The 10,989-nt window shown below is 55.7% G+C and carries 12 protein-coding genes; 10 read left to right on the top strand and 2 right to left on the bottom strand.

Features of this window, described 5'->3' with window-relative positions; translation table 11 throughout:
• Positions 1 to 81: 81 nt before the first annotated feature.
• Together ACT3RQ_RS09665 and ACT3RQ_RS09660 are read left to right on the top strand one after the other, a co-directional pair.
• Complete coding sequence (locus tag ACT3RQ_RS09665) at positions 82 to 696, top strand: TetR/AcrR family transcriptional regulator (RefSeq protein WP_172118544.1); 615 nt, start codon at positions 82 to 84, stop codon at positions 694 to 696.
• A 53-nt stretch (positions 697 to 749) separates the two neighbouring features.
• Positions 750 to 1,355 carry a 1-acyl-sn-glycerol-3-phosphate acyltransferase gene (locus ACT3RQ_RS09660; protein ID WP_140398993.1) on the top strand — a complete coding sequence of 202 codons (606 nt, stop codon included), beginning with the start codon at positions 750 to 752 and terminating at the stop codon, positions 1,353 to 1,355.
• 32 nt (positions 1,356 to 1,387) lie between these two features.
• On the opposite strand, the gene ACT3RQ_RS09655 is transcribed toward ACT3RQ_RS09660, so the two are convergent.
• Together ACT3RQ_RS09655 and ACT3RQ_RS09650 are read right to left on the bottom strand one after the other, a co-directional pair.
• Positions 1,388 to 2,668: an HlyC/CorC family transporter gene (locus tag ACT3RQ_RS09655; protein WP_444680358.1), complete on the bottom strand. Its 1,281-nt coding sequence runs from the start codon at positions 2,666 to 2,668 to the stop codon at positions 1,388 to 1,390.
• An 87-nt stretch (positions 2,669 to 2,755) separates the two neighbouring features.
• Positions 2,756 to 3,553, bottom strand: a complete 798-nt coding sequence (locus ACT3RQ_RS09650; RefSeq protein WP_444640481.1) for a cytochrome C assembly family protein — start codon at positions 3,551 to 3,553, stop codon at positions 2,756 to 2,758.
• Between the two features lie 211 nt (positions 3,554 to 3,764).
• Here ACT3RQ_RS09650 and ffh point away from each other — a divergent pair, with 211 nt between their 5' ends.
• The 8 genes from ffh to ACT3RQ_RS09610 all read left to right on the top strand — a co-directional run bounded on the left by ffh (position 3,765) and on the right by ACT3RQ_RS09610 (position 10,984).
• Positions 3,765 to 5,192 (top strand): signal recognition particle protein, encoded by a 1,428-nt coding sequence (ffh, locus tag ACT3RQ_RS09645; RefSeq protein WP_444640479.1) that lies wholly within the window; start codon positions 3,765 to 3,767, stop codon positions 5,190 to 5,192.
• 296 nt (positions 5,193 to 5,488) lie between these two features.
• Complete coding sequence (gene rpsP / locus ACT3RQ_RS09640; protein WP_009724081.1) at positions 5,489 to 5,737, top strand: 30S ribosomal protein S16; 249 nt, start codon at positions 5,489 to 5,491, stop codon at positions 5,735 to 5,737.
• A gap of 45 nt (positions 5,738 to 5,782) precedes the next feature.
• The gene (rimM, locus tag ACT3RQ_RS09635) at positions 5,783 to 6,328 is read left to right on the top strand and encodes a ribosome maturation factor RimM (RefSeq protein WP_444640478.1); all 546 of its coding nucleotides are present in this window, start codon (positions 5,783 to 5,785) and stop codon (positions 6,326 to 6,328) included.
• Positions 6,329 to 6,390: 62 nt separating this feature from the next.
• Positions 6,391 to 7,152: a tRNA (guanosine(37)-N1)-methyltransferase TrmD gene (gene trmD / locus ACT3RQ_RS09630; RefSeq protein ID WP_444640514.1), complete on the top strand. Its 762-nt coding sequence runs from the start codon at positions 6,391 to 6,393 to the stop codon at positions 7,150 to 7,152.
• A 191-nt stretch (positions 7,153 to 7,343) separates the two neighbouring features.
• On the top strand, positions 7,344 to 7,700 hold the full coding sequence (gene rplS, locus ACT3RQ_RS09625) for a 50S ribosomal protein L19 (protein ID WP_087110090.1): 357 nt from the start codon (positions 7,344 to 7,346) through the stop codon (positions 7,698 to 7,700).
• Positions 7,701 to 7,838: 138 nt separating this feature from the next.
• On the top strand, positions 7,839 to 8,720 hold the full coding sequence (gene xerD, locus ACT3RQ_RS09620; protein WP_444640476.1) for a site-specific tyrosine recombinase XerD: 882 nt from the start codon (positions 7,839 to 7,841) through the stop codon (positions 8,718 to 8,720).
• The gene (locus tag ACT3RQ_RS09615; RefSeq protein ID WP_444640474.1) at positions 8,695 to 9,486 is read left to right on the top strand and encodes a DsbC family protein; all 792 of its coding nucleotides are present in this window, start codon (positions 8,695 to 8,697) and stop codon (positions 9,484 to 9,486) included. Before xerD ends, ACT3RQ_RS09615 begins: the two co-directional genes overlap by 26 nt.
• Positions 9,487 to 9,667: 181 nt before the next feature.
• Positions 9,668 to 10,984 carry a homoserine dehydrogenase gene (locus ACT3RQ_RS09610; RefSeq protein ID WP_172118532.1) on the top strand — a complete coding sequence of 439 codons (1,317 nt, stop codon included), beginning with the start codon at positions 9,668 to 9,670 and terminating at the stop codon, positions 10,982 to 10,984.
• The last annotated feature ends 5 nt before the right edge of the window (positions 10,985 to 10,989 follow it).

Below are 10,989 nucleotides of genomic sequence, written 5' to 3'. Positions count from 1 at the left end.
GGTATCCTATATCACCCCTTGCTCACGCTAAAGCGCTGTGAGGCATTCTTTCTTGTTATTCGTTGACCTGAAGAGATCGCCATGGCCCGTCCTAGACAGCATGCGCCCGATGCCCTCCATGCGCAGGTCATGAAAGCTTGTGATGATTGGTTGGCTGTACAGTCAGTCCACGATTTATCCCTGCGTGCCCTGGCTAGAGAGGTTGGCTGCGCGCCCAGTACGCTGCTTAAACTTTACGGCAGCTTTAACAACTTATTGCAGCACGTTAACGTCGAAACGTTGGCAGGCTTGAAGCAGACCATTACGTCATTATCGGCAGACGCGCCAGAGCCTTGGCTGCGTGCGCTGGCGCATGCGTACTGGCATTTCGCCGAGCAAGACTGCTACCGCTGGAAGCTGCTGTTTGATTATCCTTTGGCGCAAGAAGGGGAGCTTGATCAGCGTCAAAGCCATCTCATTGAAGCGCTGTTTACCCAGGTGGAATCCGCCCTCAAAGAGTACCAGCCCACGCTTGACGATCTCGAAGCTCGGCGGCTGGGGCGCACGCTATGGGGCAGCGTACATGGGCTTGTACAGCTGGGCTTAAATGAACGCTTGGGGTATTGGCAAGGCCAGCAGCTTAAAGTGGATGAACTGCTGGATCAGTTGGTCAGTACGGTGCTGGCAGGGCTTCGACGCCGGGAGCCGGCGTCGTGAGATGGTGGGTCAATGCTGTCCGCCAAGTGCTGCGTAGCCTGATTTATCTGGCTATGCGACTTTGCTATCGCTTGCATGTGCATGGGCGTTATCACCTCCCCAAACGCGGCGGTGCGCTGGTTGTGTGCAACCACGTAAGCTTTATGGATGCTCTGGTCCTGGGGGGCGGCAGCCCTCGGCCACTGCGTTTTGTTATGGATCAGCCAATTTTCGATTCGCCCTGGCTCAAGTGGTGGTTTCAGCTTGTCGGCGCTATTCCCATTGAGTCCGAGCGGCGTAGCCCCGGCGCCTTGCGGCGTACGCTGGATGAAGTGAGCCAGGCACTGCGCCGAGGGGAAGTCGTTATGGTATTTCCGGAAGGGCGGTTAACGCCAGACGGTGATATCCATACCTTCAGGCGTGGGCTGGAAACTATTCTGGCACGCGATAATGTGCCGGTGATTCCTGCCGGGCTGGCAGGCTTGTGGGGCTCCTGGACATCACACTACAACGGTAAAGCGCTGAAAAAGTGGCCAAGCCGCTTTAGGGCGCCGGTTAGCCTGCATTTTGGCCCACCCATTAATGTGCAAGAGGTGGATGGGGTTACGCTGCGTGGCTATTTGGAAACGCGGGTGCGAGCGCTAAAAGTGGCCGCCGATAAAGATATTGACGCGCGCTAACGCGCTACCTGTTCATGTTGTCCCAAGTGCTGTCAGGGCTGGCGTCTTGGAAGACGCACGTTTTGCCAGCAGCGGGCAGAGGTGATCAGGTTGTCGCGGATCTCCAGTATTTCCATACGGATATTGTTAATTTGCAGGCTGGCGGGGCCTTCGGGGAACGCTTCAAGGTGCTCTAAAATCAACCCGTTCAGGGTCTTGGGACCATCGGTTGGTAAGTGCCACCCCAGCATTTTATTAATTTCACGGATGTTGGCCGTGCCCTCAATGACATGGCTGCCGTCGTCCTGCTGATGAATCTCTTCATCTTCCGATACGTCCGTGGTGAACTCGCCAACGATCTCTTCCAGAATATCTTCAAGCGTTACCAACCCTTCGACATCGCCATACTCATCTACCACGATGCCGATACGCCGCTTCTGCTTTTGAAAGTTAAGCAGCTGGGTATGGAGCGGTGTGGACTCAGGAATAAAGTAGGGTTCGCGTGCTTCCTGGACAATGGCCGCCTTGGTTACTTCGTCGCGGGATAAGAAGCGCGCGGCATTGCGCAAGTGCAGCATGCCGATGATGTTATTGATATCGCCTTTATATACCGGTAAGCGGGTGTGCTGGCTGGTACGAATTTGGGGCAGAATATCTTCCAGCGAGTCGTCCAGATCTATCCCCAGCACTTCATGGCGCGGCACCATAATGTCGTTGACCGTGACATTCTCAAGGTCCAGGATCGACAGCAGCATGGCCCGGTGGCGGTAGGGAATCAGCGTGCCGGCCTCATGCACCACGGTACGCAGCTCGTCGCGGGTAAGGTTGTCGCCGCCATTCTCCACGCTTTTCACGCCCAGTAGGCGCAGTAGGCCGTTCGAGATCATATTCACCAGCCACACCAGCGGATAAAGCAGCTTCAAAAGCGGCTCCAGCGCCATAGAGCTGGGGTAGGCAATACGCTCAGGTTTAATCGCCGCGTAGGTTTTGGGGGTAACCTCGGAAAAAATTAAAATGGTAATCGTTAAAATGGCAGTAGAAATCGCCGGACCTGATACTTCGCCGAAAAAGTGAATAGCGATGATGGTCGCAATGGATGCCGCAAGGTTATTGACGAAATTGTTGCCGATTAGAATGACGCCAATCAAGCGGTCAGGGCGGGTAAGCAGGCGCATGACCCGTTTGGCGCGCCGATCACCGCTGTTGGCCTGATGGCTCAGGCGGTAACGATTAATCGACATCATGCCGGTTTCAGAGCTGGAGAAAAAAGCCGATAGCAGTACTAGTAAGCCAAGAAGGCCGAATAGTAATCCCAAGGGGAAGTCGTCGCTCAAGTCGAAAATTCCTTTATGCCGTATCAAGCACGGTTTGTAGAAGCTAGAAAAAGGTGTGTCAAGACAGCCATAGCCGTGTATATGGGCTTAGCGATTGAGCAGTATCTCAAGCACAAACTTACTGCCAAAGTAGGCCAGTATCAAAAGCGTGCAACCACCCAGCGTCCACCGTACTGCACGCATACCGCGCCAACCGAAGCGATAGCGGCCAATCAGTAGGGTTGTGAAAATAACCCACGCCCCTAGCGAGAGAACGGTTTTATGTAATAAATGCTGGGCAAAAATATTATCAAGAAAGATAAAGCCGCTCACAATCGAGAGCGTTAGTAGCAAAATGCCCGCCCAGACCAACTCAAACAGGACGCGTTCCATCGTGGTTAGCGGAGGAAGCGACTGCACGATGCCGCGAATATGGTGATGGCGCAGCGCCTGGTTTTGTAATCCCACCAGGATTGCCTGTATCGCTGCAATTGCGAGCATGGCAAACGCCAGCGCGGAGCTAATGGCATGCAGTAGAATGCCGGGTGTCAGGCCCGTGTGGCTAGTGTGGCTGGGGAGCCAGGTGGCGGTAATCAGCGCGACACCCGCTAAAGGAAAGAGAACGATGCCGACGTTAAGCACTGGCTTGAAAAGGCTCGCTATCAACAGCACATTAACGGCGACCGCCATGAAAAGCGTCGCGCTGGTGGTAAATCCAGGCAGGAGGCCTGGGGATTGCCCCATCAGTTGGACGACCACCGGGATATGGAGCAATAGGCCCAAGGCGCCCAGCAGGCGCACCATGCCTTGGCGTGGCGGCACGCGGCGAAAAAGGGTCATGCCCTGCCAAGTGGCAGCAGCAACATAGAGCACAAAAGCGATCGTGGCGAAAGGCAGCGCCTGCATGATGCTATATCCGTGCGCGCATTTCGCGCGTTGCAGTAAAAAACAGTTAAGTTAACGTGTACCGACTACTATAACCAATCAAAGCAGTATCGCACAGCCATCGTTAGCCCGCGCGGACAGTCATGGAGACTCAAGGCGTGAGCGCGTATAATCCATGTACATCAGTCTAGGGGCGTAGGCCCGGCGACAGCGACGGAGGCAGAGAGGCCCCATGTTTCAGAATCTCAGTGAGCGTCTTTCCCAGACGTTGAAGTCGATTAAAGGTCAGGCGCGCCTGACCGACGACAATATCAAAGATACCCTGCGCGAAGTGCGCAAAGCGCTGCTTGAAGCCGACGTAGCGCTGCCGGTCGTCAAGGCCTTTATCGAACGCGTTCGCGAGCGGGCGGTTGGGCAGGAGGTGTCCAAGAGCCTGTCGCCCGGCCAGCAGTTCGTCAAAATCGTCCAGCAGGAGCTGGAAGCCATTATGGGCGAGGCCAACGAAGGCCTAACCCTCAAAGGCTCGCCAGCCGTTGTGTTGATGGCCGGTTTGCAAGGGGCGGGTAAAACCACGTCGGTAGCCAAACTTGCCCGCTACCTGCGCGAGCGCGAGAAGAAAAAAGTCCTGGTGGTGTCGGCTGACGTTTATCGTCCGGCAGCCATCGACCAGTTGGAGACGCTGGCCAAAGAGGTCGAAGTTGACTTCTTCCCGTCGCGCTCTGACCAACAGCCTGTTGATATTGCCGAAGCGGCGATTAAGCACGCCAAAATCCAGTTCCACGATGTAGTGCTGGTAGATACCGCGGGTCGCTTGGCAATTGATGAAGCCATGATGGCGGAGATCCAGGCGCTGCATAAAGCGATCTCACCGCAAGAAACGCTGTTTGTCGTCGATGCGATGACTGGCCAGGATGCGGTTAATACCGCAAAAGCGTTTCACGATGCGCTGCCGCTGACCGGGGTTATTTTAACCAAGGCCGACGGCGATGCGCGTGGCGGTGCGGCGTTGTCGGTACGTCATATTACCGGCAAGCCCATCAAGTTTATGGGGGTGGGCGAGAAAGTTGACGCTCTGGAGCCCTTCCACCCGGATCGTGTGGCATCACGCATCCTCGGCATGGGCGACATGCTGTCGCTGATTGAGGAAGCCGAGCGCACGGTTGATAAAGACAAAGCTACCAAGCTTGCCAGCAAGGTCAAAAAAGGCGATGGCTTTGATCTGGAAGACTTCCGCGACCAGTTGCAGCAGCTCAAAAAGATGGGCGGCATGGGTGGTCTTCTGGGCAAACTGCCTGGCATGGGGCAAATGGCCGAAATGGCTCAAGGCCCAGGCCCTGAAAAGGAGCTGGGTAAGCTTGAAGCGCTGATCAACTCCATGACGCCCAAGGAGCGCCGCGCGCCGGATATCATCAACGGCTCGCGCAAGCGCAGGATTGCCGCCGGTGCTGGCCTGCAGGTGCCCGACCTGAACCGTCTGCTCAAGCAGCACAAGCAGATGCAGAAGATGATGAAGAAAGCGGGCAAGAAAGGCGGCATGCAGAAAATGATGCGCGGCATGTCCGGCATGATGGGCGGCGGCGGAGGTCCTGGCGGCCCAGGTGGAATGGGCGGCATGGGCGGTGGCGGTATGGGTGGCCCCGGTGGCCTGCCTTGGCGCTAAGCACATTAGTTTAGGCGCTGCGGCGACGTCGGTAAGGTTGACGGCCTGTGAGTTTTCTGGCTGTCAGGCTTTCCAATCAGGGCGCATTTGCGTAGAATGCGGCCTCTTCATGCGTGGGTGTTGGCAAAATATGCGTAAGCATTGCCGTAACATCCGGTTGTGAAGGCCTAAAATGGTACAAAGCAGCCACTTATCTTCAAGTGAGCCGCGTATCAAGAAAACAGTATGATGAGTGTTCTGGTGGCGGTTTGCGCTATTTTCCACTCTCGTAACCTCAACCGAAGGATAGTTATCGTATGGTTACCATTCGTTTGGCACGTGGTGGCGCCAAGAAGCGTCCCTTTTATCACCTGACTGTGACTGACTCGCGTAACGCCCGTGACGGCCGTTTCATCGAGCGTATCGGCTTCTTCAACCCGGTTGCTCGTGGTCAGGAAGAGCGTCTGCGCGTTGATCTAGAACGTGTTACTCACTGGCAGAGCCAAGGCGCCCAGCTGTCTGGTCGTGTTGCTGAGCTGGTTAAAGAAGCGCGTAAACAGGCGTAAGTCTGTTCACGGTAGAGTCTGGACTGCTGTACGTTGAGGTCGTCGATGACGCGTTTTGAAACAAGCCAAACTGACGACACGCATGTGGTGTTAGGCAAGCTGACTAGCCCCCGCGGGGTGCAGGGTTGGCTCAAGGTGTATTCTTACACCAGCCCCATGGACAGCATTTTGGATTATCCCGAATGGTGGGTGCGCCAAGGGGAAACCCTGATGCGAATGACCATTGTTCAGGGACGTCGGCAAGGTAAAGGCCTTGTTGTGCAGATTAAAGGCGTAGATGACCGCAATGCCGCTGAAGCACTGGCGCAAGCGGATATTTTACTGCCCAAAGATGCACTGCCTACACTGGCAGCCGATGAGTATTACTGGCATGAGCTTGAAGGCTTGGCTGTCTTCACTCAAGCCGGCGAGCGGTTAGGACGGGTAAGCTACCTGTTTGAAACCGGCGCCAACGATGTCATGGTGGTTCGCGGCGATGACGACGCGATCGACAAACGCGAGCGGCTACTCCCGTTTTTGCCTGATGACGTGATTGTCGAAATCAGCCTTGAAGATGGCCGTATGGTCGTTAACTGGGACCCTGAGTTTTGATCAATGACGAAGCGGCCGATATGCAAACAGCGGTGCTTGGCAATGATGTGGATACGCCCGCTATGTGGATCGGCGTAGTATCGTTGTTTCCTGAAATGTTCGATGCACTCACCCAGCAGGGCGTAGTGGGCCGGGCGATAGAGAAGCAACGTATTGCCCTAGAGTTTTGGAACCCGCGAGATTACGCCACCGACCGCCATCGCAGTGTGGATGATCGCCCTTATGGCGGCGGCCCGGGTATGTTGATGAAAGTCGATACACTCCGTGGCGCTATCCACGATGCCCGTGAACGGGCACATCAAGCCACCGGCCAGGTGCCTACGGTGATTTACCTTTCGCCCCAGGGGCGTAAGCTTGATCAAAAAGGCGCTCAGGCATTAGCCGCTGCTGGCCCCCTTGTGGTGGTGGCAGGGCGCTATGAAGGGATTGATGAGCGTGTGGTGGAGAGTGACATCGATGAAGAGTGGTCGATTGGCGACTATGTGCTGAGCGGCGGTGAGCTGCCCGCCATGGTGCTGATTGACGCAGCGGCGAGGTTGGTTCCCGGTGTATTGGGGCATCAGGACTCCGCTATCGAAGACTCGTTTAATGACGGTCTTTTGGACTGCCCGCACTATACCCGTCCAGAAAATATCGACGGGCGCCAGGTGCCGGATGTGCTGCTAAGCGGTAATCATGCAGCCATCAAGCGCTGGCGGTTGAAGCAGTCGTTAGGCCGCACATGGCAGCGCCGTCCCGATCTGTTAGAAGGGCGCGCGCTTAATGCTGAGCAACAGCAGTTGCTGAACGAGTTTATCGAGGAACACGCTCTGTCTGCCAAGTAGGTTATTTTCAACGACCTGGTGCAGAGCGGCGGTGCAGGACGGAAAGGGCACGTCGTCTACATATTGACGGCAAGCCTACGGACCTGTGTCACCCATAACGACTCCCGTGTGGCTCAATTCGAGCGCCGGGATCACGGTTTGCCCCTTCCACAACTGAGTGGCAAACCATTCCGTTATTTAGGAGTATGAAGATGAGCAGCAAGAACAAGGTGATCCAGGCGATCGAAAACGAGCAGATGGGCAAAGAGATTCCTTCTTTTGCGCCGGGCGACACCATTATCGTTCAAGTAAAAGTTAAGGAAGGCACCCGCGAGCGTCTGCAGGCGTTTGAAGGTGTGGTTATTGCCAAGCGTAACCGTGGTCTGAACTCCGCTTTCACCGTACGTAAAATTTCTCACGGTGTTGGCGTTGAGCGTACTTTCCAGACCTACAGCCCGCTGGTTGACTCTCTTGAAGTCAAGCGTCGTGGTGACGTGCGTCAAGCCAAGCTGTACTACCTGCGTGAGCGTAGCGGTAAGTCAGCACGTATCAAAGAAAAGCTGTCCTAAGCGACGCTTTCTCGGGCGCGCACTGTTCTTGACGTACGTCTTGGGCACGTGTCGCACCGGATACCAGAACCCCGTCACCGCTTTGCGGGGCGGGGTTTTGTTTATGTGTTCATATACTCAGCAGGAGACGATTAACGTATGAGCGTCATTGATGCTTTCCTGGACGCCCTTTGGTTAGAGCAAGGCGCCAGTGATCATACGTTAGCCGCCTATCGGCGCGATTTAACCGCGTGGCAGCACTATCTGGTAGCAGAAGGTGAGGATATATTGTCTCCCACGGGGCAGCGGCTTCCCGTATGGTTGGATGCCCGCCGAGAGCAAGGCTACCAGTTGCGAAGCAATGCCCGGTTGTTATCGAGCCTCAGAAGTTTTTATCGCTGGGCGCGCTTACACGGGCATGTGGTTAGCGACCCGCTGGTGGATGTTAAGCTTCCCAGAGTGCAGCCAGGCCTGCCCAATACGCTGGAAGAGGCGGAGGTCGAGCGCCTGCTGATGGCGCCTGATGTTGATACGCCGCTGGGCGTGCGCGACCGCACCATGCTGGAGCTGCTGTATGCCTGTGGGCTGCGCGTATCGGAGCTTGTATCGTTGACCGGCGATGCGGTGAACCTGCGCCAAAATGTGGTGCGTGTGCGCGGTAAGGGGGATAAAGACCGCTTGGTGCCCATGGGGGAAGAAGCAGCAGATTGGCTTGCGCACTATATGAAGACGGCCAGACCTGCGCTGATGAGCGACCCGACCAGGTCAGCGCTTTTCCCAGGGCGCCATGATAAAGCCATGACGCGACAGACCTTCTGGCACCGTATAAAAGCGCATGCCATCACGGCTGGTATCTCGCGTCCGCTGTCTCCGCATACGCTGCGGCATGCTTTTGCGACACATTTATTGAATCATGGGGCCAATTTACGGGTCGTACAGCTGCTGTTAGGCCACAGCGATTTATCTACGACTCAAATTTATACGCATGTTGCCCAAGCCCGCTTGGAGCATTTACATGCAGAACACCATCCGCGAGGTTGAAGATAGAATGCGTCAACGTACGGTTACTCCTTCTTTACGCACGGCATTACTCACGCTCGCCATCGCAAGCGTTTTGCCGGTCGCCGCTCACGCAGATGCCGTCACGCAACGACTGAGTGAGTCGCTGAGCGTTAATGGTCAGCCGATACCGGTTGAGCACGTAACGACGACCCCGATGGAAGGCATTTACCACGTGCGTCTGGAAAGCGGCGAGTCGTTCTACACCAATGCCGATGGCAGCCACTTTTTGGTGGGTGATCTTTTCGAAAATGCCGAGACGGGGCTGGTCAATTTAACCGAGCAGTCCAAAAATCAGGAGCGAGTTGCGGCACTGGCAAGCATCCCCGAGTCTGAGCGCGTTGTGTATCGCGGTGTCGATGAGCCAAAAGCCACCGTGGTAGTATTTACCGACCCCACTTGCCCCTACTGTGAGCGTCTTCACGAAGCCGTGCCTGAGCTTAATGAGCGCGGGATTGCGGTACACTATTTAGCATTCCCACGGGCGGGTATGGGCAGCGATGCGGCGACCTCCATGCAGCAAGCGTGGTGTTCGGATAATCGTAGTGAAGCGATGACCCGTGCCCAGCAGCGCCAGCCACTATCGGGTCCTTCGGATTGCGATAACCCGGTGGCTGAACAGTATGAGCTGGGTATGGCGCTGGGTGTACAGGGCACGCCCGCGATTATTCTGCCCGATGGCCAAATGGTACCAGGCTATGTACCGCCAGAAAGGCTTGCCGTCATGTTAGGCTTGGGCGACACCTAAGCCTGATCTGTCAGGCGCTTTGAAGCAGGCGCCTGGCAACAGAAACGTAGCAACAGAAACATAGCAACAGGCACGCCCAACAAGTGCCCACCAATAGAGAGCACCGTTAACGAGCGGTGACGCTGAGACACTGAATTTAAGACCAGGCGCCAAGGGCGCCCACCACGAAAGGGGATGTATTTTGAAACCGGTAAGAGTAGGCATTTGTGGGCTAGGCACGGTTGGCGGCGGCACGTTCAATGTATTGACGCGCAACGCTGATGATATTGCACGCCGTGCAGGCCGCCCTATTGTGATTGAGCAGGTGGCTCATCGCAGTATTCACCCTGACTGCGATATTACCGGTATTAACGCAACCACCGATGTTTTCGAGGTGGCAACTAACCCTAACGTTGATGTGCTGGTCGAGCTAATTGGCGGCTATGACATGGCGCGTGAATTGGTACTCACCGCGATTGCCAATGGCAAACACGTGGTTACTGCCAACAAGGCGTTGATTGCTGTTCACGGTAATGAAATCTTCAAGGCGGCTCATGAAAAGGGCGTTATTGTCGCCTTTGAAGCCGCCGTTGCAGGCGGTATTCCGGTTATCAAATCGCTGCGTGAAGGCTTGGGTGCTAACCGCATTGAGTGGGTGGCAGGCATCATTAACGGCACCGGCAACTTTATTCTGACGCACATGCGTGACGAAGGCCGAGCCTTTGAAGACGTGCTTGCCGAAGCGCAGGCACTGGGTTACGCCGAAGCCGACCCCACGTTTGACGTGGAAGGTATCGATGCGGCGCACAAGCTGACCATTCTGGCCTCGATTGCCTACGGCGTGCCGCTTCAGTTTGAAAGAGCCTTCACCGAAGGTATTTCACGGATTACCGCTGAAGATGTCGAGCAGGCCGATAACCTGGGCTACGTTATTAAGCACTTGGGTATTTCCAAGCGTACCGACCAGGGGCTTGAGCTACGCGTTCACCCCACGTTGATCCCCAAAGAGCGTTTGCTAGCCAACGTGCATGGCGTCAAAAATGCCATTGCCATCATGGGTGACGCGGTAGGCCCCACGCTTTACTACGGTGCCGGTGCGGGTGCTGAACCAACGGCTTCCGCCGTGGTTGCTGATGTGTTGGATGTGGCTCGTGATATTACAACTGCCCACCACTATCGCGTGCCCTATTTGGCGTTCAGCGGTATTGATGAAGATGTCAGCCAACTGCCGATTATGCCGATGGAAGACATCATTACGGCGTATTATCTGCGCCTGTTGGCGGTGGATCGCCCTGGTGTACTGGCGCGCGTAGCCACCATTCTTTCGGAGCAGGGCATCTCTATTGAGGCACTGATCCAGAAAGAGGCAACCGAAGGCGAGCTGGTGCCGATTATTCTGCTGACGCACCGCACCAAAGAGAAGCAGATGAACGAAGCAATTCGTGAAATCGAAGCGATGGCCGATATCGCCGGGCCGGTGACACGCATCCGCGTGGAAAGCCTGAGCGAAGGGGAGTAACCCAC

The sequence above is a fragment of the Halomonas sp. AOP43-D1-4 genome, from assembly GCF_052446175.1.
Taxonomy (GTDB): Bacteria; Pseudomonadota; Gammaproteobacteria; order Pseudomonadales; family Halomonadaceae; genus Vreelandella; species Vreelandella citrativorans.
The sequence above is the reverse complement of the archived record's forward strand: the minus strand, read 5'-3'. Positions and strand labels throughout refer to the sequence as shown.

What these genes read in the sequence shown, in the direction of transcription:
- ACT3RQ_RS09665 (WP_172118544.1), top strand. Translation starts at nt 82, where the DNA reads ATGGCCCGTCCTAGACAGCATGCGCCCGATGCCCTCCATGCGCAGGTC.
- ACT3RQ_RS09660 (WP_140398993.1), top strand. Translation starts at nt 750, where the DNA reads ATGCGACTTTGCTATCGCTTGCATGTGCATGGGCGTTATCACCTCCCC.
- ACT3RQ_RS09650 (WP_444640481.1), bottom strand. Translation starts at nt 3,553, where the DNA reads ATGCAGGCGCTGCCTTTCGCCACGATCGCTTTTGTGCTCTATGTTGCT.
- ffh (WP_444640479.1), top strand. Translation starts at nt 3,765, where the DNA reads ATGTTTCAGAATCTCAGTGAGCGTCTTTCCCAGACGTTGAAGTCGATT.
- rpsP (WP_009724081.1), top strand. Translation starts at nt 5,489, where the DNA reads ATGGTTACCATTCGTTTGGCACGTGGTGGCGCCAAGAAGCGTCCCTTT.
- rimM (WP_444640478.1), top strand. Translation starts at nt 5,783, where the DNA reads ATGACGCGTTTTGAAACAAGCCAAACTGACGACACGCATGTGGTGTTA.
- trmD (WP_444640514.1), top strand. Translation starts at nt 6,391, where the DNA reads ATGTGGATCGGCGTAGTATCGTTGTTTCCTGAAATGTTCGATGCACTC.
- rplS (WP_087110090.1), top strand. Translation starts at nt 7,344, where the DNA reads ATGAGCAGCAAGAACAAGGTGATCCAGGCGATCGAAAACGAGCAGATG.
- xerD (WP_444640476.1), top strand. Translation starts at nt 7,839, where the DNA reads ATGAGCGTCATTGATGCTTTCCTGGACGCCCTTTGGTTAGAGCAAGGC.
- ACT3RQ_RS09615 (WP_444640474.1), top strand. Translation starts at nt 8,695, where the DNA reads ATGCAGAACACCATCCGCGAGGTTGAAGATAGAATGCGTCAACGTACG.